The 24342-nt window shown below is 66.1% G+C and carries 26 protein-coding genes; 7 read left to right on the top strand and 19 right to left on the bottom strand.

The genetic code is table 11. From position 1 onward, the window contains the following. Positions 1-144 precede the first annotated feature (144 nt). Entirely contained in the window at positions 145-495 is a 351-nt protein-coding gene (locus CH306_RS09370; RefSeq protein WP_179272798.1) for a VOC family protein, read from the top strand. A 2-nt stretch (positions 496-497) separates the two neighbouring features. On the opposite strand, the gene CH306_RS09375 is transcribed toward CH306_RS09370, so the two are convergent. From CH306_RS09375 to CH306_RS09415, 9 genes are all read right to left on the bottom strand, one after another. Beyond that, positions 498-1601 (bottom strand): TDT family transporter, encoded by a 1104-nt coding sequence (locus CH306_RS09375; RefSeq protein ID WP_094646348.1) that lies wholly within the window; start codon positions 1599-1601, stop codon positions 498-500. 68 nt (positions 1602-1669) lie between these two features. Further along, positions 1670-2578 (bottom strand): LysR family transcriptional regulator, encoded by a 909-nt coding sequence (locus CH306_RS09380; protein WP_094646349.1) that lies wholly within the window; start codon positions 2576-2578, stop codon positions 1670-1672. Positions 2579-2602: 24 nt separating this feature from the next. Beyond that, positions 2603-3472 (bottom strand): GIY-YIG nuclease family protein, encoded by an 870-nt coding sequence (locus CH306_RS09385; protein ID WP_143545372.1) that lies wholly within the window; start codon positions 3470-3472, stop codon positions 2603-2605. After that, positions 3456-4640: a DNA cytosine methyltransferase gene (locus CH306_RS09390; protein WP_256981109.1), complete on the bottom strand. Its 1185-nt coding sequence runs from the start codon at positions 4638-4640 to the stop codon at positions 3456-3458. Before CH306_RS09390 ends, CH306_RS09385 begins: the two co-directional genes overlap by 17 nt. A 48-nt stretch (positions 4641-4688) precedes the next feature. After that, positions 4689-5642: a copper resistance D family protein gene (locus CH306_RS09395; protein WP_094646350.1), complete on the bottom strand. Its 954-nt coding sequence runs from the start codon at positions 5640-5642 to the stop codon at positions 4689-4691. Between the two features lie 7 nt (positions 5643-5649). Further along, a complete protein-coding gene (gene mprA, locus CH306_RS09400; RefSeq protein WP_094646351.1) occupies positions 5650-6195 on the bottom strand; it encodes an MprA protease, GlyGly-CTERM protein-sorting domain-containing form in 546 nt (181 codons plus the stop codon). Continuing rightward, positions 6192-6857 (bottom strand): YcnI family copper-binding membrane protein, encoded by a 666-nt coding sequence (locus CH306_RS09405; RefSeq protein ID WP_094646465.1) that lies wholly within the window; start codon positions 6855-6857, stop codon positions 6192-6194. The genes mprA and CH306_RS09405 overlap by 4 nt, the downstream gene beginning before the upstream one ends. A 47-nt stretch (positions 6858-6904) precedes the next feature. After that, entirely contained in the window at positions 6905-7426 is a 522-nt protein-coding gene (locus tag CH306_RS09410; RefSeq protein WP_094646352.1) for a hypothetical protein, read from the bottom strand. A gap of 15 nt (positions 7427-7441) precedes the next feature. Then, positions 7442-8092 carry a DUF6474 family protein gene (locus CH306_RS09415; protein ID WP_094646466.1) on the bottom strand — a complete coding sequence of 217 codons (651 nt, stop codon included), beginning with the start codon at positions 8090-8092 and terminating at the stop codon, positions 7442-7444. Positions 8093-8254: 162 nt separating this feature from the next. Between CH306_RS09415 and CH306_RS09420 the strand changes: the two genes are divergently transcribed. Next, positions 8255-9823: a TM0106 family RecB-like putative nuclease gene (locus tag CH306_RS09420; RefSeq protein WP_094646467.1), complete on the top strand. Its 1569-nt coding sequence runs from the start codon at positions 8255-8257 to the stop codon at positions 9821-9823. Positions 9824-9863: 40 nt separating this feature from the next. Here CH306_RS09420 and CH306_RS09425 read toward each other — a convergent pair whose 3' ends face one another. The 9 genes from CH306_RS09425 to CH306_RS09465 all read right to left on the bottom strand — a co-directional run bounded on the left by CH306_RS09425 (position 9864) and on the right by CH306_RS09465 (position 18483). Further along, on the bottom strand, positions 9864-10631 hold the full coding sequence (locus tag CH306_RS09425; RefSeq protein WP_032397116.1) for an SDR family NAD(P)-dependent oxidoreductase: 768 nt from the start codon (positions 10629-10631) through the stop codon (positions 9864-9866). A gap of 116 nt (positions 10632-10747) precedes the next feature. Next, positions 10748-11587, bottom strand: coding sequence for a carbohydrate ABC transporter permease (locus tag CH306_RS09430; protein ID WP_094646353.1), 840 nt, complete (start codon positions 11585-11587; stop codon positions 10748-10750). Next, positions 11584-12525 carry a carbohydrate ABC transporter permease gene (locus CH306_RS09435; protein ID WP_094646354.1) on the bottom strand — a complete coding sequence of 314 codons (942 nt, stop codon included), beginning with the start codon at positions 12523-12525 and terminating at the stop codon, positions 11584-11586. Before CH306_RS09435 ends, CH306_RS09430 begins: the two co-directional genes overlap by 4 nt. Next, on the bottom strand, positions 12522-13817 hold the full coding sequence (locus tag CH306_RS09440) for an ABC transporter substrate-binding protein (RefSeq protein ID WP_094646355.1): 1296 nt from the start codon (positions 13815-13817) through the stop codon (positions 12522-12524). Before CH306_RS09440 ends, CH306_RS09435 begins: the two co-directional genes overlap by 4 nt. Before the next feature lie 88 nt (positions 13818-13905). After that, positions 13906-14922, bottom strand: coding sequence for a hypothetical protein (locus CH306_RS09445; RefSeq protein WP_094646356.1), 1017 nt, complete (start codon positions 14920-14922; stop codon positions 13906-13908). Beyond that, positions 14919-16103, bottom strand: coding sequence for an ATP-binding protein (locus CH306_RS09450; protein WP_094646357.1), 1185 nt, complete (start codon positions 16101-16103; stop codon positions 14919-14921). The genes CH306_RS09445 and CH306_RS09450 overlap by 4 nt, the downstream gene beginning before the upstream one ends. A gap of 33 nt (positions 16104-16136) precedes the next feature. Continuing rightward, positions 16137-16841: a TMEM165/GDT1 family protein gene (locus CH306_RS09455; RefSeq protein ID WP_032397121.1), complete on the bottom strand. Its 705-nt coding sequence runs from the start codon at positions 16839-16841 to the stop codon at positions 16137-16139. A 207-nt stretch (positions 16842-17048) separates the two neighbouring features. Beyond that, complete coding sequence (locus tag CH306_RS09460) at positions 17049-17576, bottom strand: peptidase (RefSeq protein ID WP_094646358.1); 528 nt, start codon at positions 17574-17576, stop codon at positions 17049-17051. Between the two features lie 283 nt (positions 17577-17859). Beyond that, positions 17860-18483, bottom strand: coding sequence for a superoxide dismutase (locus CH306_RS09465; RefSeq protein WP_045197953.1), 624 nt, complete (start codon positions 18481-18483; stop codon positions 17860-17862). A 260-nt stretch (positions 18484-18743) separates the two neighbouring features. On the opposite strand from CH306_RS09465, the gene CH306_RS09470 reads away from it, so the two are divergent. Next, positions 18744-19883 carry an acyltransferase family protein gene (locus CH306_RS09470; protein ID WP_254923918.1) on the top strand — a complete coding sequence of 380 codons (1140 nt, stop codon included), beginning with the start codon at positions 18744-18746 and terminating at the stop codon, positions 19881-19883. 95 nt (positions 19884-19978) lie between these two features. Here the strand turns inward: CH306_RS09470 and CH306_RS09475 are convergent, their stop codons facing one another. Beyond that, a complete protein-coding gene (locus CH306_RS09475) occupies positions 19979-20914 on the bottom strand; it encodes an LLM class F420-dependent oxidoreductase (protein WP_032396472.1) in 936 nt (311 codons plus the stop codon). A 277-nt stretch (positions 20915-21191) separates the two neighbouring features. Here CH306_RS09475 and CH306_RS09480 point away from each other — a divergent pair, with 277 nt between their 5' ends. Genes CH306_RS09480 through CH306_RS09495 form a run of 4 tightly spaced genes read left to right on the top strand, consistent with a single transcriptional unit; the run spans position 21192 to position 24305 of the window. Next, entirely contained in the window at positions 21192-21539 is a 348-nt protein-coding gene (locus CH306_RS09480) for a rhodanese-like domain-containing protein (protein ID WP_032396471.1), read from the top strand. Beyond that, complete coding sequence (locus tag CH306_RS09485; RefSeq protein WP_094646359.1) at positions 21540-22613, top strand: DUF4328 domain-containing protein; 1074 nt, start codon at positions 21540-21542, stop codon at positions 22611-22613. After that, the gene (locus CH306_RS09490; protein ID WP_032396470.1) at positions 22610-23383 is read left to right on the top strand and encodes a glycerophosphodiester phosphodiesterase; all 774 of its coding nucleotides are present in this window, start codon (positions 22610-22612) and stop codon (positions 23381-23383) included. Before CH306_RS09485 ends, CH306_RS09490 begins: the two co-directional genes overlap by 4 nt. Positions 23384-23393: 10 nt before the next feature. Continuing rightward, positions 23394-24305 (top strand): DUF5926 family protein, encoded by a 912-nt coding sequence (locus CH306_RS09495; protein WP_094646360.1) that lies wholly within the window; start codon positions 23394-23396, stop codon positions 24303-24305. The last annotated feature ends 37 nt before the right edge of the window (positions 24306-24342 follow it).

Here is a 24342-nt window from a genome sequence, read left to right on the forward strand (position 1 = left end):
GCCTCCGCGCGCTGGACATAGTCGGACGTGTGCTGCCGAAGCTCAGTCAATCCGATGGACTCCATGGAGAGAGTGGGACTTGCGCCCACCTGAGCAGTGGGGAGGACGTCCCCGCGGGGACGTTTTCGGCGATACAGTCCGGGCATGGACGTTGTGCGCGCGATGCCATTGCTCACGGTCACCGATCTCGATGCGGCGCTGGACAGGCACGTCCAGGTCACCGGCATGGAGGTGGTGATGAATCACGGGTGGATCGCCACGCTCGCGCCATCGGGTGACAGCGCGGCGCAGCTGAGCCTGATCACCATCGATCCCACCGGACCGGTCAACCCGTCGGCGTCGATCGAAGTGGACGACGTGGACGCGGCGTACCGGGCAGCGATGGACGCCGAACTCGAGATCGTCTACGAGATCACCAACGAGGAGTGGGGCGTGCGCCGATTCTTCTTTCGCGACTCCGACGGCAACGTGGTGAACGTGCTCTCGCACATGTGAGATCAGGCGGGGTACAACAACTCTCCGCGCCGGATACCGCGCAGAGTGCGGGTGGCCACGGTGAACCAGGCGGCGAGCAGCAAGAGGTACAGGGCAACGGCCAGAGCCTGCACCGCACCGAAATTCAGTGCATGTCCCAGGGCACTCGCCCCGGTGACGCAGGTGCCGACGGGGAAGGTGAACGACCACCACGTCAGCGAGAACCCCAGGTTCCTGCGCGCCGCGTGGACGGTGAGAGCCGTCGCGAGCGCGAACATCAGCACGCCGAAGCCGCCCATGATCAGTCCGTAGCCGATGCCGAAGACGTGCAATCCGACGGCGATCGACGACTGTCCACCGGTGAACACCATCGAGGCGTCGGTGCCGAGCAGGTTCGCCGCCGTGATCGACTGACCGATCAACCCCAGCGTGATCCACACGGTGGGAGCCGCGTCGACGGGCGGTAGACCGCCGTGCAGCAGACGTCCGTAGATCAGAGTCAGCGTGATCATCCCGACGATCAGCGACAGTCCGAACATTGCGTAGCAGGCGCACAGCAGCGCCAGCCGCCACTGGCCGTCGGGTAGGTGCGGAAGCATCAACGCCCCGGTCGAGGCCGAGACCATCGGCGGCACCACCGGCATCAGCCACGCGGGCAGGGCGGCAACGTCGCGATGATCCGACGCGGTGATCATGCGATAGGGAACGACGACGCTGGTGAGCAGACCGGTGATCGTCCCGGCGATCCACAGACCGGCGAACAGCGTGGTGGCCGCGGTGGATCCGAGCAGGTCCACTCCGAGGAGGCCTGCTCCCGCGCCGACGGTGAGCAGTGCCATCGGCGGAGCGCCGTAGAACTGCACCATCACCGGGTGCCGGGCATAGGTGACAGCTCGGTCGCGGTGCCCGATCCAGTGCATCGCGAAGGCCGCACCGATCACGATGAGCGCCGTAGCTGCGCAGACCCAGACAGAGACCGCGAACACGTGCAGAGCCGCGAACTGCACCGGCAACGTGGCGGCCGCGGTGGCCACGATGCCGGTCCCCATCACCGCGGCGAACCAGTTGGGGGTGATGTGCTCGAAGGGCTGGCGGCGCACCACGCGGGTAGGAGCTGTCATGGTCATGTCTTCAGCCTGCGGGGTGCCGTGCCGGCTCGGTAGGCACCGGTTCAACACTCAGTCATAACCCAGGGCTATGGCTGCGTCTTCGCAGCCACGGTGAGCAACTCCGCGGCCGGTCCACTCGGCGCGCGGCCGGACGGCCAGATCGCCCGCAGTTCACGATGCAGGGTCAGTCCTGGAATCGGTACGCGGACCAGGGTCCCGGCAGCCAGCTCGGGAGCGACGGCCAGTGAGCTCAGCACGGCTCCGCCGATTCCTGCCCCGACCGCGGACTTGATCGCCGTCGTCGAGGAGACCTCGAGGAGCGGCGAGGCCGGATGCCCGAGACCCGCTGCCGCCAAGGCGCTTTCGTAGGCCGAGCGCGTCCCCGACCCGGCCTCCCGCGTCACCAGTGCAGTGCCGACGATCTCGGTGGCCGACGGCGTAGTGGCGGCCCACGAGTGGTCCGGCGCCACCACCAGCACCAGTTCGTCGGTGGCAACGGTACGGTGATCCAGAGCTGCAGGGACACTGGGGCTTTCGATGAAACCGAGGTCGGCGGTTCCCGCGAGCACCTTCTCGGCGACCACCGTCGAGTTACCCGAACTCAGCGTCGGAACGATGTGCGGGACAAGCGTGTGCAGCGTGACCAGCCAGCGCGGCAGAAGATACTCTGCGACAGTCTGACTCGCGGCAATCTGCACATGGCCGATGCGTTCGGCGTGCAACGTGGCGATGGCCGTCGCCAAGTCCTCGGCGGACCGAACGACCGGCGCAGCCCAACTGGCGACGAGCTCACCGAGTTCGGTCAGTACCGTTCCGCGCGCGCCCCGTGTCAGCAATGGCGCGCCGACGCGGCGTTCGAGGGCACGGATGCGCGCACTGGCCGCCGGCTGCGACATGCCGTGGGCTCTGCCCGCTCGCCCGATGCTGCCGAGCTCGGCCACCGACAGCAGCAGATCGATGCTGGTGAGATCGGCAACGTGAGGGGGAAGTGGCACGAGGCGAGCCTACGGCGGGGCGAGTCAGTACTCGCTGAACAGGTCCAACTCGCCGTCGGGCTCGGTGATGTCCGCGGACTCGATCGCATCTTCCGTGTCTTCGGGATCGTCAGGCTCACTGCGCTCGTGCAGCACCGATCCCACCAGGGCGGTGACGTCGATGGCGGCGGGGTCGGGGATGGGGTGTCCCTCGACGAAGGCGAGTCGCTCGGCCGAAAGGTAGGCCAGGCGCACGGCCTGGACCACGAGTACGCGTCGTAGACCCTCGGAGACCTCGCCGCGTTCGCGGGTGACCGCAGCCAATCGCGAAATCGTCTCGGCACGACGGGCGATGCGGATGTCGGGGTGCCCGCGCTCGCGGCGGGTCTGCAAAGAGATCAACGATCGACGCAGCGAGGCCGGGAGTGCGATGGGCTCCGAGACCGGTGGGATCTTCTCGTTCAGGATCGCCTTGTGCCGCGACTTGTCGATGGCCTCGAGGTACGCCGTGTACTCGTGAGCGTTCAGATCACGCTCGGCTGCGCGGAATCGTTCTGCACCGTCGGACTTCTTGAGATCCTCGTACTGCCACAGCGGCCAGATCTCGATTTCCGCGACCTCGAAGACGTCGAGCACCCGCATCGCGACGGCGTCGGTGCGCTGGTTGGTCAGGTGACGCTGCACCCGAACGCTGAGCTTTTCCTTGGTCTGCCCCACGTAGATCGGCTCGCCGTCGTAATCGTAGAACGCATACACGCCCCACTTGGCCGCCGACCACACCCGGCCCTGATCGTCCCTCTCGCTCAGCACTTCTCGCAGGGCCGCGCGAAAGGACTGCACATCGTCCGCGGGAAGAGTGCTCTTGCGCGGCGCAACGGCAGACGACCGCAGCGAGGACTTACCGTGACTGGACATGCGCCGCAGCTGTATTCGATGCATGCATCGTCCCGCTGACCAGTGGCATCAGGTAGTGCTCCGCGAGCCACGTGACCACGGGAACGCACACCGCATCACCGAAACCGAAGAGCGCCTGGTTGTTTCGCAGACCGTCGAGTGTGTACTCGCCGGCACCCATCAGGCGGGCGTATTCGAGCGGTGTCATCCAACGCACCTGCAACCGGCCGTTGCCCATCTTCACCACCGCCTGCTTCGACGAACCGCCGCGGGCGGTACGAAGGCAGCCGGAGATGTCGTCGGGCCGAGCCTCCCAGACCGCGACGCCGTTGCGGGTGCGACGGTAGGCGGTGCGGTAGCTGACCTTGCGGGACTTCTTCAGAATCTCTATGCGCTGCAACTGAATCGGCGACAACGACTGCACGAACGCCGCGGTACGGGCTGTGTCCCACCACCGCTCGTCTCGGTAGTCCATGCGCTCGACCACATCGCCGAGGCCACTGGTCAACGGAATCGGCGGACTCGGCAACGGAGCGCGGTGCGTCAGCAACGTCGAATCGCCGTACACCGCCTGCAACCAATCCGGCCGCAGCTCACTGTTGGGATCGCGGGCATCCTCGGGGGGATTCTGCGCGCCGATCAGGAACAGGCGTGGCCGCGACTGCGGAACGAAGCGTCGAGCATCGATGGTGAGGACATCGACCGAGTAGCCGAGTTCGTTGAGTTCTCGCACCGCTGCGGCCAGATCGTCGCCGCCGTGACTGGTGGCCAGCCCGACGACGTTCTCGAGCGCCACCACCTTCGGCCGAGCGGCACCGAGCTCGCTCAACACCCGCGTGAAATGCCGGAACGTCGAGGAGTTCTTGCCCGCCAGACCGGCGCGGCCCCCGGCCAACGACAGGTCGGTGCATGGAAACGACGCCCACGCCAACGACAAACCGTCGGGCAGGTCCTCTCCCCGGGTGTGGGCAACATCGCCGAGTTGAAAATGGCCTGCATCGTCACCGAAGTGCTGGCGATACATGTGGTGCTTGTCGCGCTCGATGTCGTTGGCCCACGAGACCTCGAAACCGGCCTGCTCCAAGCCCATTCGCACCAAGCCGATACCGGCGAAGAACTCCGCGACAGTGTGGATCCGGCCGAGCGCAGGTGCCGAGGAATCACTCGGCACCACAGTCAACTTCGGCATGCACTCAGGCTAGTACAGCGCACCGACACGGTTGTGCCTACCGCCGGCTCACGCGGTGGTCGCCAGCGCCGCGGCCAAGCCGAATGCCACCGCCAGCAGGCTCACATGCGCGGCCGCTCGCCCCACCGAGTGCTCCACCGTGGATCGGTGTGCGGCGACGGTCGGCAACCACGTCCCACGGATTCGATGAGCCAACGCGACCAGGATCACCGTGGCGAGAACCTTGGCGAGAACGATTCGGCCGTAACCGGTCTCGACCACGGCGCCGAGGCTGTCGAGCTTCAGAACCGCGTCCAGCACCCCGGTGGTGGCCACCCCGACGACGCACCAGAACGCGACCCGCGAATAGACCGGCAACAGAGTCGCCCACGCGGATTTGCTCCGTAGACTCAGCGCCATCGCACTCAGTAGGCCGAGCCACACCGACGCGCACAGCACATGCACGGCAACGGCGAAGGATCCGAACGCGAACTGCGACATGTGACCGGTGATCGGCCGCGCCACCAGGGCGAGTGACGCCAGCACGATCACCGGAGTCGGAGACCAGCTCGCCCCCGACCGATACCCGGCCACCCCGACGGCGCACAGAGTGAGCGCCAGGATCACCGTCGCCGAACCCAGACGGCCCACCGAGATCGAGGTGGCGAATGTGGTGAAAGCGATCGGCGACAACGTCAGTGGCGTACGCCCGGCCGAATCGGCTGCCGCAGCGGCCAGCAGAACGAACTCGGCCACCGCCCACAGCCCCGACAGATAGCCGATCGCGCGCCACATCACCAGCGGGTCGACGGCGGGGCGTCGGGACTCGGAACTGGCGTCCAGGACAGCGAGAACTCCGAACCCCAACACCACCGAGCCCGACGCCACCGCGATCACCCGTAGCCACGACGACCCACCGGGAAAGGTGGGGTACGCCAGCGCGAATGCCGCCGCGACCCCCAGCAACGCCGCAGCTGCGGCGGCGAGCACCAACCGAACGCTTCTCTCGCCCACCGCAGCCACGTCGGTACTACTTCTGGGTCTTCGGCTTGCGCAGGGCGAACCCCAACGCGCCCGCGAAGGCCAGAACCGCGACCACGATCAACACGATGTGTCCGTAGCCGCCGAGAAATCCGCCAGCCGACTCCTCCGAGGTGCCCGACGCGTCGGCCGGTGCCCCGGGAGTACCGGAACCTTCCTGCGTCAGCGTGAACGTCGCCGTGCCGCTCACGGGATGACCGTCGGCCGAGGTGATGCGGTACGCGAGGGTGTACTCGCCGATCGGTCCCAATTCACCGACGTCGACGACGACGCTCTGGCCCTCGATGCGTGCGTCGCCCTTCGACCAGATGTTGCCGTCGGGCCCGACGACGTTGAGCGTGGCGAACTGCGACTGCGGCACCTCGTTGAACGACACCGACGCCGTCGCCGGAGACGAGTCGAGGGAGGAGCCGTCGGCCGGGCTGTACCCGGTGACCTGCGAATGCGCCGATGCGATCGGTGCGGCGATCAACAGCACCAGCAGTGCTGCGGCCGAGACGAGCAGTGCCTTCGTGGAAACTACGAGCGATCTCACGAGCGCCGCGCCCTGATCGTCGCGCCGATGCCCAGACCTGCGCCGACGGCTCCGAGTACCAGTCCGACGCCGGCGAGCCAGCGAGCGGTGTTGTCGGAGGACGACGACTCCGCCGATGCCTCGGCTGTTGCGGTGGTCTCGGTGTGGGCGCTGCCGTGCGCATCACCGCCGGCCGCGGCCAGAGTCAGGGTGGGAGCGGGCAATTCGGGCTCGCTACCGTCCTCGGTCATCGGCTCGTTCCAGTTCACGACCTCACCGTCGGTGTAGGTCTGAGTGGCCGGGAACGAGACGGTCTCCTGCTCGGGCAGCGGTCCCGCGGAGAGCAGGAACTGCTGGAACTGGCCCGGGCCGACCTCGGAACCGGGGTTCGCCGTCCACGTCACCGACACGGCCAGATCGGCCGAGTCCTTCTCGACGGTGGACGTCCAGCCCGGGATGGGCTGCGTACGAGCAGAATTCAAGCCAGGCAGGGTCACCTTGACCGAACTGGTCGAGGCAGTATCGGACTCGGTGGGAACGCGGAACGTCAGCACCGAGTAGCCGCCCTGCGCGGCGTCGGGTGCCGAGACGACGACGTGTGCGGACGCTGCGCCTGCGCCGATCAGCAACGCGCCGACGGTGGCTCCTGAGACGAACAGGGCACGGGAAAGAGAGCTCTTCATGGATCGGGTCATTTCTGTGCAGAGATGTGCGGGAAAAGGGATGTCGGTCAGTAGATCGACACCGGGGGCCCGCGACGAGAGATGACCCAGTCGAGCGCAGTGCCGTCCACCGACGGAACCGCAACGGACATGGAGACGCGACCGACGGCGGAACCGTCGGGCAGGGGAGTGAGGAGGGCGAGAACCGCTCGGACGATGGAGGTGATCGGGCCGTAGAGGCGCTCGGCCGCGGCGATCGTGAATCCGGCGACGACCGAGGCGACCGCGTGGAAGGCGATCATGGCTGTGCTGGGAAGCAGGGAGTGTGCGTGCATCTGAGCTGCGCTGCCGAGGCTCAGCGCCATGTGGGCGACGAGTTGGCCGGTCAGCAGAGCCGGGAGCAGCAGAACGGTCGAACGCCTGGGCAGGGCTGTCATGGCACCGATACCGATGCCGACGACGATCAGCAGGGCCAGGGCAGAACCGTCGGGCCAGTCGCCGCCGGCCATGCCGTGTGCGGCCACCGCGAGCGCCGCGGTGACGATACCGACAGCTCCGCCGCGAAGCGGGGCGGCTGAGCTGTCGGTCATCGGTTCGTTCAGGGGTCAGCGCACGCCGAGACGGGCGAGCAGATCGGCCTCGATGCCGTCGAGCTCTGCGGAGATAGCGGCGTGTGCGGTCTTGCGGCGAGCGGGCGGCATCTGCTCGGATGCGCGGACAGCGGTGGTCAGATCGTCGAGACGCTCGCTGATCGCGGCACCGAAGCTCTTGGTCTCGGGATCGGAGTGGCGCGCACCGATGGTGCCGAGCGACTTCTCGGCACCGGCGATCCGTGCGCTGAGCTTGCCGCCGTGGCCGGTGTACTCGCTGAGCTGATCGGGTGCAACACCGAGCTGCTGCGCCTTGCGGCTGTCGAGCTGCGCACGAACGACGGTCGCACCGCGGTAGAGGATGGGGGCCAACACCGGGATCAGCAGCCGGGCAATACCGAGATACTTGCGGATCTGAGCCACGCTCAGTGTTCCCTGCATCGCAGCTTTCTGCTGAGCCTTGAGGGTAGAGACCTGCGCCTTCTCGACGTTCTTCTGCGACTTGGCCTCCACCGCGCTGAGCTTGCGCTGTGCCTTCGCGATCGCCTTCAACTGCTTGCGCTCGTTCTTCGCGCCCAGCTTCGCTTCGAGTGTTGCCTTGTGCTTGAGAGCTTTGGCCTCTGCCTTGCGAGTGGCACGACCCTTACGCTTGCGAAACAAACCCATCGACAAGGCTCCTGACATGTGCTGCTGGGCGGGAAAAGTGCGTTCCACACACCTTATCGGGCGGTGGTGTTCGCAGGCTGACGGGCGGTGATCTGCACCGGCTGTCGGAGGGCTGACCTAATGTCTTGAAGTGTGAACGGTCGACGAGCTCCTGCACCCGTGCTGCTCGATGCCGGATCGTTGACGCGGTGCAGGCACCGGCTCTATCTCGACACCGCGTACGGATCGTTGCTGCGCGGTGAACCCGAGAACCCAGGGGTGCGGCAGCGTCGAGAAGCAGCTCAGGCCCACCGGGAGAACATCCGCGCGCAGCTGGCCGTGGACGATCCGATGCTGTGGACCGAGATCGACGAGCCCACCGCCCGAGACGCTGCCGACGCCACCGTCGCCGCCTGTCGGGACGGAGTGGAACGCATCTGGAACGCGATACTGCCCCTCGAACGCGACACCGGTAGACGCGGGCGCAGCGAACTGCTCGTCCGCGACGCGTCCGGCGGCTACATCCCGGTGATCGTGGTCAACCACAAGGTCACCGACCCCGGCCGCGGCGCGCGCACCACCCCGCTCGATCGATGGTCTCCGGCGATCGACGAGACCCGCAAGGTGCGCAGCCAACTCCGCGACCAGCTCCGGCTCGCTCACCTGTATCGCATGCTGGCGCACGAGGGCCTGGCCACGGCCACGCCCGTCGGCGGCGCGGTGGGCTACAAGGGCGAATGCATGCTGGTGCACGATCTCACCTCGGTCCTCGACGAATACGACACCCGCTTCGCAGACCGGCTCTCGGTGGCACAGGGCACCGCGTTCACTGTTCCCTCCCAGGTCAGTGAGTGCCGATCCTGTTCGTGGTGGTTCGACTGCAAGCCGCAACTCGAGGCCGTTCGTGACGTTTCGCTGGTGGCCTCCGGTTCCCGCGCAGATGTGCTGCGCAGCGCGGGCGTGCGCACCATCGACGAGTTGGCGCAGTGGACCGGCCCGGCACCGGAGGAGTGGCCTTTCGGAAACTTCGACGACGCCGTGTCCGCGGCACTGGCCTGGCGAGCCGACGTGCCGTTGCTGCGGCGCTCGGAGACCGTGACGGTGCACCGCGCCGACGTCGAGGTGGACGTGGACATGGAGAGCTATCAGGAACACGGCGCGTACCTGTGGGGCACGCTGCTCACCGAAGCGGGTGGCCCGCCGCCGACCTATCGCGGCTTCGTCACCTGGGATCCGCTGCCGACCGTGGACGAGGGCCGCTCGTTCGCGGTGTTCTGGACGTGGCTGATGGACACCAGAGCCGACGCGGCCGCGCGCGGCAAAACCTTTGCCGCGTACTGCTATTCACGGCAGGCGGAGGACAAGTGGTTGCTCGATTCGGCCCGCCGCTTCGCCGACGTTCCCGGGGTGCCCACCGAGGCGCAGATCCACGAGTTCATCGACAGTGAGCAGTGGGTCGATATCTACCAGGCCGTGAGCGATCAGTTCATCTGCCCGAACGGCAAGGGACTGAAGAAGATTGCGCCGGTCGCAGGATTCGCGTGGCGTGACGACGAGGCCGGCGGCGAGGCGTCGATGGGCTGGTATCGGGAAGCCGTCGGATACGACGACGAGCCCGACCACACGCAGCGCGAGCGACTGCTCGTCTACAACGAGGACGACGTTCTGGCCACGAAAGTGTTGCGCGAGTGGATGTCCGACCGTGCGGAGAAGGAGATCCCGACGGTGGCGGACCTGCGCGCTCGCGCGTGACCCCGCGTCGATCGGCGGGGCCACGCGGAGTGGGCAGTGGTCAGCGCGGAGCCATACGGATCGCACCGTCCATGCGGATGGTCTCACCGTTGAGGTAGTCGTGCTCGGCGATCATCTGGACCAGCTGCGCGTACTCGGTGGGCTGAGCCAGGCGCGACGGGAACGGCACCGACGCCTCGAGGCCCTGACGGTATTCCTCGGTGACGCCTGCCAGCATCGGGGTGTCGACGATGCCGGGCGCGATGGTGTTGACGCGGATGCCGACCTGCGCGAGGTCGCGGGCAGCGGTGATGGTCATCGCGTGCACGCCGCCCTTGGAGGCGGTGTAGGCGATCTGGCCGATCTGGCCCTCGAAGGCGGCGACCGACGCGGTGTTGATGACGACGCCGCGCTGGCCCGCATCGTCGACGGTCGACTGCGACTGCATCCGGTTCGCGGCCAGCCGCATCACGTTGAACGTGCCCAGCAGGTTGATGGTGATGACCGTGCGGAACAGCTCGAGATCGTGCGGTCCCTTCTTGGACAGGATGCGGCCCGCCCAGCCCACGCCTGCGCAGTTGACGACGATGCGCAGCGGCACACCGGATGCGACGATCGTGTCCAGGGCGGCCTCGACCTCGGCCTCGCTGGTGACGTCGGCGGGCAGCAGAGTCACCCCGGCCGGGACGCTGTCTCCGGCGCGCTCGATGGACTGCGGCAGGTCGAGCCCGAACACGGTGACGCCTGCGGCGGCCAGACGAGCGGCCGTTGCGGCACCGAGGCCCGACGCTCCACCGGTGACAAGTGCTGCTGTTCCTGAAATCTCCACGTCGTACGATCCCCTTCGCTCACGGTGGCGGGCCGCGGCACAGGCAGCGACCTCGTAGTCGCTTGCACCATAACCGGCGGGACACCTCACCCACCTTCAGGCACCCTGCATGGGACCTACTTGATCCCGCTGCGCGCGAATCCGGCGATGAAGTACTTCTGGAAGAACAGGAACAGCAGTGCCATCGGCACGACGTTGATCAGCGCGAACGCCATCGTGGCACCGTAGTCGCTGTTCGCCTGGCCCTGCAGGTACAGCAGACCGATGGGCAAGGTGAACAACTCGTTCTCCCGCAGCGCGATCAGTGGCCACGCGAAATCGTTCCACGATTGCAGCAGGCTCATGAAGGTGAGGACAGCGATCAGCGGTCCCGACAGGGGCAGCACGACGCGCCGGAAGATCTGCCAATGCCCGGCACCGTCGAGACGCGCCGCCTCGAGCAGCTCACGCGGAATGCCGAGCATGAACTGGCGTGCGAGGAACAGCCCGAACGCCGACGCCGAACTCGGCAGGATCACCGCCCAGTACGTGCCGTACAGGCCGAGACCGACGACGATGCGGAACAGCGCCACCATGATCACCTGCACGGGCAGCACCAACGTGGCCAGCGCGATGAAGAACAATGGCGTCGAGAACCGAAACCTCAAGTGCGCGAACGCATATCCAGCGAGCAGGCTCGTGACCACGGTGATGATCGTGACCACGACGGCGATGGCGATCGAGTTGCCGAGCCACGTCGCGACCGGGAACGAGTCGAACACGCGAGTGACGTTCTCCCACGTCACCTGGCGCGGCCACAGGCGCAGTTCGCCGCCGCCCAGCAACTCGCCGCGAGTCGAGAACGCCACGGCGAGCATCCAATACAGCGGAGCGACGGTGATCAGGCCGATGACGGCGATGACCACCGTGCGCAGTACCAGTGCCCGGCGAGCGGACGCTTTCCTCGGCCCACTCATTCGACCAGATCCTTCGTTCGGCTCGCGCGCCACTGTGCGGCGGCGAAGACGAGGGCGAACAGGAACAGCACCATGCCGATCGACGCGGCGTAACCCTGATCGCGGGTGACGAACCCCGTCTCGTAGGCGTAGGTGACCAACACCGATGTCGCCCCGCCCGGTCCGCCGCCGGTGAGAACGAAGACCAGATCGAACACCTGTAACGAGTAGATGACGTTGAGCACCAGCAGGAAGAACGACGTCGGACCGAGCAGCGGCACCGTCACGTTCCGGAAGCGTTGGAACGCGTTGGCACCGTCCAACCGGGCCGCCTCGTACAGATCGGGACCGAGACCTTGAAGACCGGCCAGGTAGATCAGCATGTTCAGCCCGGTGCGCCACCACACGGTGGCGATGACGATCGATGCGAACGCCGGCCCTGGAGACGATTGCCAGTCGATGGCGGGCAGACCGAGGAATCCGATCAGATTGTTGAGCACACCCGAGTTCTGGTCGAACACCAGAATGCCGATCAGGCCGGTCGCCACACCGGAGACGGCCATCGGCAGGATCACCAGCGAGCGCCACAGCGGCCGGGCGGGCAGCGCGGAATTGAGCAGTACGGCCGCGATCAGACCGAACAGCATCGACAGCGGAGTCACCAACGCGGTGAACAGCAGAGTATTGATCAGTGCTCGCCAGAACAGCGGATCCTCCACCAGGCGTGTGTAATTCGCTGCGCCGACGAACTCGCCTGCACCGAATCCGTCCGTCTGCTGCAGGCTGACGACGAACGCGGCGACGAGGGGAACGAGCACGAACACGGCCAACAGTGCGTAGCTGGGGGCGAGAAACCCGGCGGCTGCGAACGCCTCCTTCCTGGCCCCGGCGCGCTTGGTCTCGGCTTCGGGCCCTGGCCCGGTTTTCTGCCCGGCCCCGGTGATCGGTTCGGCCGTCATGCGCCGGTGACCTCGGCTATTCCGCTCTGCAGCGCGGAGACGGTGGCGGCGGCGTCCTGCGACCCCGCGAAGGCGAGATCGAGCTGCTCCTTCAGAACCGGAATGATCGCGGACATCGACGGCGATGCCACCTGCGCTGCATCCTGCGGCTGCACGGTGGTCGCCTGTGCCGCGAAGATCGGAGCCAGTTCCGAGCGAACATCGAACTCGAGGTCGGAGTTGAGCAGGTCGTTGCGCGTCGGCAGCAGTGAGGCGGCCCGGCAGAAGTTCCGCATCTGCTCCTGCTGGGTGACGAACTCCAGGAACGACGCCGCCAGCTCCGGCTGAGAGGTCTGCGACGTCGCCACGAGTGCATTGCCGCCGAAGTCGCCGCCGCCCCGGCGATCTCGCGGCGCGTAGGTGGCCGTCCAATCGAAACTGGCCGTGGCATCGGCGTCGGGCAATTGGAACGCACCCGACCAGACCATGGCCACCGACTGCGAGAACCAGGCCTCGCTGGCGTAACTCGACGACGCGATGGTGTTGTTGGCCGGCACGTAGCTCTTCGAGAAGAAGGACGACGAGAATTCGACGGCCCGTCGAGCCTCGTCGGAGTCGATCAGTGGCGTCTTCTGGTCCTCGGCCAGGAAGGATCCGCCGGCCTGGAACAGCAGGCTGAGCCAGCGGGTGACACCGTTGCCCTGCCAGTTGTAGGCCCACGGGTACTGGTCCGCCGGCAGCGAGGAACGCAGTCGGTCACCGATCGACGCCAACTCGTCCCACGTCCAGGCGTCGTCCAGAGTGGTCGGAACCGAGTCGATACCGGCCTGCGACAACAGGTTTCGGTTCACCAGAATTGCCGAGGTATCGGTGTGGTGCGGCAGGCCGTAGGGAATTCCGCCGTTCTGCACCGCAGCCCACGCCGTCGGCGTGAACTGATCACGTGTGTCCGACGCCAACAGCGGCGAGAGATCCAGCAGTTGGCCGCGGCCTGCATACGCGCCGAACGTGTAGTACGGCACGCGGAAGATGTCGGGCGGATTGCCCGCCTGGAGCTGGGCGTCGATGTTGGTGAACATCTGCTCGTACGGCACCGCGTTGAGGGTGATCGTCGACCCGGGATTGGCCGCCTCGAACGCGTCGATCGAGGCTCGGAAGCCGGCCAACTCTGCGTCGGTTCCCCACGTGGTGAACGTCAGCGTGCCCTCGGCCTGTTGCGACGGGCTGGACTTGACGAAACCGCACCCCGCCAGCAGCAACGGCACTGCGGCGGCACCGGATCCGATCAGGAAGGATCGACGATCGAGAGGCATTTCTGGGCTCCATTCATCGGCTGCCGGTGCGGCAGACCAACTGGTCCGCCGCAGGGTAACCACGACGGTCTGCGCCCAAACCCGGCCGTCAGCTTCGGTTGCGCCCGGTGTGGTCGTACTCGACTCGGTGTGCACCGTCGCCCAGGTCGTCGAGCAGAATCGTCGCCGCCACGGGGCGGCCAGGAGGTAGGAGCCGGACCGTCACCGCGCCTGCTTCGGCGGCATCGAGTGCGCTCGACGCGGCGGCCACGATGCGTTCTCGGGCGTCGTCGTCGAGAGCGTTCGGAGATCGGTCGTCGAGCAGCATCACCTCAACCCCGCGGGCCCGCGCAGACCTGGCCGCGCGAGCGAGGTCGGGCCGAACCAGACCCCGGGCGCGCAGGGTGTCGCGAAGTTCGGCTTCGAGCAGCCGACACGCGAGGATCTCCTCGTCGGTGGGATCGGGACCGTCGGCGATGCGCTGCAGCAGCGGACGGGCCAACGCGTCGAGACTGGCCAGCCGAGCGTCGCGTTCCTCGAGAACTGCCGCCGCGGCAGCCTGGGACGCGATGCGCACCGTCGACTGCCTGCGCAGCTCGAAAATTGCCGCGGCCAGCGGACGGATGGTGAACGCGAAGAACGTCGCCATCAACAGCGGCGCGATGTTGATGGCGCTGAACGAAAGTCCGTACAGAAATCCCTGACCCGTCACCACCGCCCAACCGATGGCCACGGACATGGTCAGTGTCAACCCGACCCACGCGGCCAGCGTCCGACCGCGGACGCACATGAAGGTGTAGATCACCAGTGGCATGCCCAGCGGCCACGTCTGCAGGCTCCCGTTCAGCGGTACCGGCACCACTGCGAAGACCAGGGCGGCTGCCACCGGGCCCGATAGGGTCATCAGTACGGTCGACCGCAGGCTCGGTGGGTCACCCGGCGCGCTGAGCAACAGGATGACCGCGGCCGAGAGCGCCAGCACCGCCGCGTATTCGGGCCACACCGCGGACACCCCGGTCAGGGTCGTCGATGCACACACCAGGCACGCGAGGATGAAGAATCCGGCAACCGCATATGCAGCTGCCGACTTCATCGACAGCAGATCGCGAACGTCCTCGCCGTTCATCGCTTCCAGCCCAATCGCACGATGGTGCCTGCGGCGGAGGACACGATGTCGGCAGATCCGCCGTCGAGCTGACGCATCCGGCCCTCGATGCTGACGGCGACGCCGAGTCGGTGGGGCGGCACCGAGCGTCGATCGAAGCCGATGCCGTCGTCCATCACGGTGATCTCCACCGTCGACGGAGCCAGCCGGGCTGTGACCGACCGTTTCGATGCCTGTGCGTGAATCAGACTGTTGCGCAACGCTTCGGCCAGTGCGGCAGCGATGGCTCGTACTGTCTCGACCGGGTACTGCTCCGTCCGCTCCAGCAAGTCGTCTTTCACGGTGAATTCGATCGACTCGTCGACCGTCGTTGCGGCAGAACGGAGCTGAGCCAAAAGCTCATCGGCCGAGAATGTTTCGAGGACGATGCCCGTGGTCAGGTCATCCAGATGTATCAGAGCCGAGCGGGCCTGACGCGCCAGGCTGGGCGTGCGGCCGTGGCGAGTCACGGCGAGCAGTGAGGACATGACCTCGTCGTGGATCAGCGCGTCCAACCGTTCGCGCTCGACCTCGCGCGCGGTGGCCGCAGCCGCCCGGGCTGCGTCGTCGTGTGTCGTCGAGATCGTGGCGTCGAGAATGCGTCCGGTACGTACCGCGGCCAGTGTTGCGGCGACGAACACCGTGCAGAACATCATTGCGAAGCAGATCTCCGCGATGATGTTGCTGCGGGGGAACGGTTCTCGCACAGCTTGATTGGAGAGCTGTACGAGAGCGACGCTGACGGTCATGTGAACGAACGCCGGGACGGGGTGCCACACCGTCGCAGCAGCAAGTGCCGCCACGCCGGGAAATGCCGCGAGAAACGTTCCCCCCTGATCGAACGTCACGCCGTCCCAGGCAGTCCACCACAGCGCGGCCATGACCGGGAACGCCAGCGCGGCGATGGATCCGGCCGTACGAATCACTCCGATGCTGGGGTGAAATGTGGAGGCCGCGAAGGCGAAACCGGTGCCGAACACGACGGCCACTGTCGTCGGGGTCCACCACCCGGGAACGACGTTTCCGGTGCGTGCGATATCGGGAATCAACAGCAGCAGGTACGCCCCGTAACCGACACCGACGAATCGGCCGGTGATTCGGATCAGCCGATCGGTCGAGTGGTGCGCCGCATCGGTCGTGCTCACCTGCTGGTCGTCGTCCATGCACCCCTCCCGGGAAAGGAGTGTAAACCAAGGTCAGGCGCGTTCGATGGTGGTCTGCTTCTCCGATTCACGTGCGGCCCGGGTGCGGGAGCGTCGAACGAACACGGCGACGACGACGGCGGACATCACGACAACCGCTGCGGCAGCGATGTACGGGGCTGCGGTGCCCGGCATCAGGCCCTCGAAGAACAGGACGGCACCGAAGACGAAGAACAGGATGGCCGCGCCGTACTGAATGATGCGTTCCGGCAAGTGCTTTCCGAGCACTGCGCCGACCACGATGGCGAGTGCATCTGCCGCGACCATGCCGACCGTCGAGCCGATCCACACGCCGACCCAGTCGTTGTCGGCCGCGAGAGTGACGGTGGCCAGCATCGTCTTGTCGCCCAGCTCGGCGAGGAAGAACGCCGAGGCGATCGCGAGGAACGCAGATTTGGTGACCCGGGAGGCTTTCGCGCCCTCGTCGTCGGACAGGGAATCGCCGCGCAGCGTCCAGAGTCCGAAGATGACGAACGCGACGCCGCCGACGATGGAGATCAGCTCGGTGGGAATCGACACCCCGAGGAAGTGGCCGACCGCGACCGAGACCAGGTGCACGACGGTGGTGGCGACGGTGATGCCGCCGATGACGACGTACCACTTGTAGCGCAGGGCGAATGTCATGGCCATGAGCTGGGATTTGTCACCCAGCTCGGCGACGAAAATGACAGCGAAACTCAACAGTAATGCGGACAGCACAGAAGACTCCTCGGTCGTCGAACGGACCGAAGGTCTCGCCCACCGGAAGAACCGGTTCAGGTGCCGGGTCGCAGTTTTACGACCAGTATGTCGACACGTTGATTGGGGGCTACTCCCCTTCGCTGCAGACGACTTTAAGTGCCGTTTCGCGAATTGTCCAATGCGCCAATAAGTTTGGGCACCCGAAAAATCGTGTGCGGGGAGCGGTCAGGAGGCGAGGAGCATTGCCAAAACTGCGGTGTCGGGATCGGTGATCGGATCGAGGCCGACCCGGCTGACCATCGAGGTCACGGTGCCGTCGGATTCGGCCTCCACCCACGCCGCCCGGTGATCGAGGCCGAGATGCGGAAGACCGGGGAGCAGAACGCAGCCGGACGCCGCGCCCGCACACTCCGGGAGTGTCGGTGTCGTCTCCGACGGTGGATGCAGCATCAGCAATGCGGCGGGTTGCTGCGCGGCGAACCGTCCGGGAGCCAACGCGAAATCTCCGATCACCGGACCCTCGGCGACGACCAAGCCGACCGTCCCCGGCGCGGGGTCGTCGGGCAACTCCTCCCGCACCCCGAACACCGTCGACGTCGCCAACAGGCCCGGCATCGAGGCCACCCGCACGGCGAGGGCCAGAAATTGTGCCCATTCCTTGGTGGTGTCCGGCCAGCGGCCGGAGATCACGAATCCGCGCAGCAGACCGGCGGCGTGAAAAGGCGAGACACCGATGAGATCTCGATCGTCCATTGCGCATTCCTCCCAGACAGGTACAGGGCTCGAAGCCGGGTACACGACGTTGGGTAGGAAGAGAATGACGTGAAAACGGCTGGCACACAAGATGGGGAGAGTGCCAGCCGAGACGTAGCCGCCCCCTGCTCTGCCGGGCATTCGCGATGCTCGACCACGGTATCGCCTCTATTCGGGCGATCCCTGCGGCAGCGAAGACATGACTCGTTCGACGAGACAGGGCCACCGCAATGGATGCGGTGGCCCTGTCTCGCAGTTGTTCGACTGTCGGCGATCTCCTCGGTTACGGGAAGATCAGACCCGGGGTCTTCGACGTCGCGGCCTCGAAACGAGCCTGGACGTCGGCCCAGTTGACGACGTTCCAGAACGCCTTCACGTAATCGGCCTTGACGTTCTTGTACTGCAGGTAGAAGGCGTGCTCCCACATGTCGACCTGGAGCAGCGGGATGATGCCGAGCGGCACGTTGGCCTGCTGATCGTAGAGCTGAAAGGTGAGCAGCTTCTTGCCGAGCGAGTCGTAGCCCAGAACTGCCCAGCCGGAGCCCTGCAGGCCGTTGGCGGCAGCGGTGAACTGTGCGCGGAACTTGTCGAACGAACCGAACTGGTCGTCGATCGCGGCAGCAAGCTCACCCTCGGGCTTGTCGCCACCGTTGGGCGAGAGGTTCTTCCACCAGATGGAGTGGTTGACGTGGCCACCGAGGTGGAACGCGAGGTTCTTCTCCAGCAGGAAAATGGCTGCATGATCGTCGTTGTCACGCGCTGCGGCGAGCTTTTCGACCGCGGTGTTGGCGCCTGCGACATAGGTGGCGTGGTGCTTGGAATGGTGAAGCTCGTTGATCTCGCCCGAGATGTGCGGCTCGAGGGCGGAGTAATCGAAATCAAGGTCGGGCAAGGTGTACTCGGACACGTGGTTCCCTTCTCTAACGACGCCGTACCCATCGTGTGATGCGGGCACGTTCGTCCTACTGCGGATCATTCGTAGGGTTCAACCCAATCTCATTCCTACCCCCAGTGCAACAGTTGTAACCGAGATGCTTTTCTCGGAATAATTTCGCGTGAACGAGACAGTCGAATTGTTCGGCTGTGAATCCGCTCCGAATATCACGAAACAGTTGCGCATCGGCTGCGGATTGGTCCAATACATGAACGGAACCTAAACTCCAGGGTGTGGATGGGGACCGACCGAGCCGGAACACGGTCGACGAGTCCGTCGCCGTACAGCCGGTGATCGCGCCCCGAGTGCAGATGGACGGTGCCGACCTCCTTCGCGTCATCGCCGTCCTCGCGGTGCTCTACTCGCACATCTCGTTCTATCTGCTCGACGACGTCGGCGGCGGCTGGTGGATGATCGACGTCGTCGACACCGTCCTGATCCAGGACGCCGGCCTCAACATGCACCTGTCCTTCGTCGGCGTCAGCATCTTCATGCTGCTCACCGGCCTGCTGATCACCCGATCCGCCATGCGGCAATCGCGTCGGGACTTCATGGTCGCTCGTCTCGCCCGCCTCGTCCCGGCCCTCTGGTTCGCCATCGCGATGGCCGTCATCCTCGTCAAGCTCGGACTCAACGGAATGTTCAGCGGCCAACCCGGCATCACCAACGGGGAGGCATTTCTCAGCTTCTTCCTCGGTGGCTTCTTCCTCCGACCCGAGGTCGCCGTCCTCGGTGTCACCTGGACCCTCGTCGTGCAGATCGTGTTCTACCTCTACTGCATCTCCATGCGCGGAACGCTGCGCACCAGGCCCATCGTGGTGCCACTGGTCGGCGCAGCACTGTGCGCGCTGGTGATCGTCTACAACCTCTACCTCCCGCAGCCCTACACGATCCCGTTCCTGACCAAGGTCGCGGGCGTACTCCCGACCCTGTTCCTCGGCCAGATCATCTACCTCGGATGGGCACGACTGATCACCTGGCGATGGGTCGTCCTCGGCGTCATCGTCCAGATCGAAGTGATCCGACTGGCCATCGAAGTCCACACCTTCTGGATGGGCGGCACCTACCTCTGGACCCTGCTGGTCGTCACCGGCACCGTCCTCGTCCTCGCCCGATACGACGGACCCATCACCCGCTGGCCCGTCGTCAAGTGGATCGGCACCCGCAGCTACGCGATCTACCTGATCCACACCCTCGTGCTCTACCGCATCTACGCAACCGTCGAACCGCACCTGGGCCCCACCGCCGCCGTCCTGGCATTCCTGGCCGGCACCGCCGCACTCGCCGAAATCATCTACCGCTGGATCGAACTGCCAGCCGCACGACACATCAGCGCGCACTACTCACGCCTACGCACCCGATCCGCCGCCTGACCGAGCCCCCCATGGGCACTCAATGTGACATTCAGTGGACTTTTGGGCAGTCGATGTCACGTTGAGTGGACTCGGGCGGGTCGGTTTCTGGTCGGTCAGAGCTGCGGAAGAACCTCGGATGCGACGAGTTCGAGGTGATCGAGATCGGTGAGGTCCATGGTCTGCAGGTATACGCGGGTCGCGCCGATGGCTCCGAAGCTGCCGATTTTGTCGACGAGTTCGGCTGGGCTTCCTGCGGCACCGTTCTCGCGTAGTTCGGACACCTCGCGGCCGATGGCGGCGGCGCGTCGTGCGATTTCTTCTTCGGTGCGGCCGCAGCAGAGGACGAGGGCGTTGGAGTAGACGAGGGAGTCGGGGTCGCGGTCGGCGGCTGTGCAGGCTGCGCGGACGCGACCGAACTGGGTCTCGGTGTCGGCCAGCGAGGCGAAGGGGATGTTGAATTCGTCGGCGTATTTCGCGGCGAGTGCCGGGGTGCGCTTCTTGCCTCCGCCGCCGATGACGATGGGCGGGTGCGGTGTCTGCACCGGCTTGGGCAGCGCGGGGGAGTCGGTGACGGGATAGTGCGTGCCGGCGTGCGAGAAGGTCTCGCCGACGGGTGTGTTCCAGAGTCCGGTGACGACGGCAAGTTGCTCTTCGAGTCGGTCGAAGCGTTCGCCGAGCGGCGGGAACGGAATGCCGTAGGCCTTGTGTTCGTCCTCGAACCAGCCCGCACCGAGCCCGAGGTCGACGCGACCACCGCTCATCGCGTCGACCTGGGCGACGCTGATGGCCAGGGGCCCCGGGTAGCGGAAGGTCGCGGAGGTGACGAGGGTGCCGAGCCGAATGGTCGAGGTCTCGCGGGCGAGCCCGGCCAGGGTGATCCAGGCATCGGTGGGGCCGGGGCCGCCGTCGCCGCTCATCGCGAGGTAGTGGTCGGACCGGAAGAATGCGCCGTAGCCGAACTCCTCGGCAGCTTTCGCGACGCGGAGCAGTTCGTCGTACGTGGCGCCTTGTTGCGGTTCGGTGAAGACGCGCAGCTCTGTGGAAGTCATGTTCGCCAGCCTAAACAGCGGATTATCGGAAGCGCAGACGACGGCTGTGTCAAATCACCATCGATCCACAGGCGGAGTTGGTATTCGGTACACCGCGAGACCGACTCGGAGCTTTGACCTGTGGATAGAAACCGGCACAGGCCCCGATTCTGTGGATCGATCTGTGGATACTGTGGATAACTCATGTGACTCGAGTGACGCAGGTCATAGCGAGACGGCGCTTCGGTCGAAAGGACACGGGTGGCAGGCCCGCGCGGACGCGTGACAAGATCGAGGTGTGTCGCATCCCGAGCAGTCTCCCGCCGTCACCGTCGATCGTCTTCCGGTGCCGTTCCCGACGGCGGCCATCCTGCTCGACGTGCGCGAGGACGACGAGTGGCAAGCCGGACACGCACCCGACGCCGTTCACATCCCGATGGGCGACATCCCATCGCGCGCCGGTGAGATCGACAACCAGTCCGAGGTGTACGTCGTCTGCAAAGCCGGTGGTCGCTCGGCGCGCGTCGTCGAATACCTCAACCGCGTGGGATACGACGCGATCAACGTAGACGGTGGGATGCTCGCCTGGCAGGCCGCTGGTCGACCGATCCAGCGCGACGACGACCACGAAGCGAGAATCATCTAGATGTCGGCACCGCAGGGACGCGCTCAGGCGTTCCAGGTCTGTGCCCGCTGCAGCACTCGTTGGGCTGTCGGCGCACGGCCGGGTACGTGGTGCCCCCGCTGCCACGGAGTACTGCTCTCGCCGGTGTCCACCAGGGCACCCGCGCACGGTGCCCGAAACTTCCGATGGGTAGCCCGACCGGCGATCTCGTCGAGTAGAGCCGAGCCCCGCAGCCGATCCGTATCGCCGACCCCGACGCCGCACTACACCTCGACACCTACCTGGGGCTTGCGCGACGTACCCCGCGACCCCGAGGCCGATCGCAGCATCGGTCGCGTCGAGCGATACGCAGCCAACGCTCAGAACCTGGTCCTCGTCACCGCGATGTTGCTGGCGCTCGCCGCGTTCGCCGAAGTGTTCAGGTACGGGATCCTGCTGCACAACCGAGTGCGACTGATTTCGCCGATCACCCTGGCCGTGTCCGACGCCTTGGTGTACTTCGCTCAGGTCGGTGCACTCCTCATCGGTCTGGCGGCGCTGATCACCTCGTCCTGCTGGCTGATCGACCGGCGCAGACGTACCTTCGCTGCTGCCGGCTCCACCGATCCGCGCTCGGTGCGCACGATGTTGCTGATGTCGATGCTGCCGTTCGTCCGCATCGTGATGCCAGGGGTCTACCTCACCGAGGTGGTCCGCCTCAGAGGCGCTGCCGATGCCGACGTGCACCGCGAACTGACACTGGTTCGCATCTGGTGGGCGCTCTGGGCAGCGAGCAATGCGCTGGTGATCGTCCAGCTGTTGTGGAACCTGCGTGATTCCCTTCAGGCCCGCGCCGACGGAGTTCTGTTGTCGGCGTTCGTGGCACTGGTGGCCGCGGTCTCGGCCGTATCGACCCTGGCCGTGATGCGCCGACTGGAAGGCCGCACGCTGCGCGGCTCCGCCGTGTCACGACCGACCCGCTGGGTGATCGCCAGCGGCACCGAGCAGAAGCCGAAGCAGCCCGAACAGCAGCAGCCCGAACAGAAGCAGCCCGAAGAAAAACAGCCCGAAGACAAGGAACCCGAGTACGAATCCGAGGCGGTGACGGCGTCGTGAGTCCCGATCGTCGTGGGCCACTGGTCGTCGCGCATCGAGGTGCGTCCGCGGCCAAGAAGGAACACACTCTCGCCGCCTACGACCTCGCGCTGCGCGAGGGAGCGGACGGCGTCGAATGCGACGTGCGGCTCACCAAGGACGGGCACATCGTGTGCGTGCACGATCGCCGGGTCGATCGAACCTCGAACGGCACCGGCATCGTCAGCGAGATGGATTTCGCCGAACTCGCCCGACTCAACTACGGCGACGCCGACGAACCCGCCGAACTTCTGACCTTGCACGACCTCATCTCGCTCGTCCTGGACTGGACCAGCAAGCCGGTCAAACTCTTCATCGAAACCAAGCACCCCGTGCGGTACGGCTCGCTGATCGAGAGCAAGGTTCTCGCCGAGCTGCACACGTTCGGGATCGGGGCACCCGCGTCGGCCGACCACTCGCGCGCGGTCATCATGTCGTTCGCGCCATCGGCCGTCTGGCGCGTACGGCGGTCGGCTCCGATGCTTCCGACGGTGCTCCTCGGCGACAGCTCGCACTACCTCGGTGGGGGAGCGGCGACGACCGTCGGGGCCACCGCAGTCGGTCCGTCGATAGGTGCGCTACGTGAGCACCCGGCCATCATCGACCGCGCAGCAGCGTCCGGCCGGGCCAGTTACGTGTGGACCGTCGACGAGAAAGAGGACGTGGAGCTGTGCCGCGAGCTCGGTGTCGGCTGGATTGCCACCAACCATCCCGGTCGAACGCGAGCCTGGCTCGAATCGAAGAACGTGTAGGTTTTCGGGCGTGGGTAAGAGCAAAAGAAACAGTGGACCGAAGCAGGACAGCAACCGCGCAGCGAAGCTGGCGCAGCGGGAAGCGGAACGGGCGAGCATCGAATCGGCGTCGACGCGCCCGTTCGAAGGCCTCGCTGCCGAATGCGACCTCGTAGCGCTGCGTGAGTTCGTCCCGTCGGCGACGGCAACCGCGCCGATCACCGTGGACGGTCGCACCATCACGATGGCAACGGTACTGCCCGGAGCCGTCGCGGCACTGGTGCGCGAAGACGGGGGCACCGTCGAGGGATTCGTCGGCCTACAGGTGCAGACGCAGTCGAAAGACGTTGCAGCAGATATCAGTAGCGCATTGGGCTGGGTGTCCACCGCGTCCGCGGGTGAGTCGCTCGAAGCCGCGAAGATCACCGACGCCACCCCCGCATTGACCGAGGTGCTCGACGCGTCCGCGCTGCTCGAGATCACCGTCCATCAGGACTTCAACTGGTGGATCCCCGAAAGTGCCACTCCCGCAGCCGATGTGGCTGCCACCGTGGAGCGCGCGAACCAGGCGATCATGCCCTCGGCGCGGATCGAAGCCGACGGCGTCGTCGCGGCGTGGTGGGTGGATGCCGGCGACAAGGCGCACATCCGGTGGGTTCGTCCGGAGAGTGAGGACGACGTGATGCTCGCTCTCGCGCGGCTGCACGCTGCGGGTGATCTCAACTTGGGTGAGGGCTCGCGCTACGCCGGTTCGTTCCGCACACATGGACTGCTGGTGCCGGTGTTCGACCTCGATCCCGAGATGCACCCCACCGAATGGGCAGCGCCCACAAAGGAATTCGGAGACAAGCTGGGCGAAGCTCTCGCTGTCGACGCTCCGCTCACGGCAGCGCAGCTTCGCTCACGTGACGGCTTGCGCGGTCGTCAGGTCACGTTGCGCTGACGGCTCCCGGCCGGATGTACGGCCGAGAAGAATTGCT

It is taken from the genome of Rhodococcus sp. 15-725-2-2b, assembly GCF_002259075.1.
GTDB lineage: Bacteria > Actinomycetota > Actinomycetes > Mycobacteriales > Mycobacteriaceae > Rhodococcoides.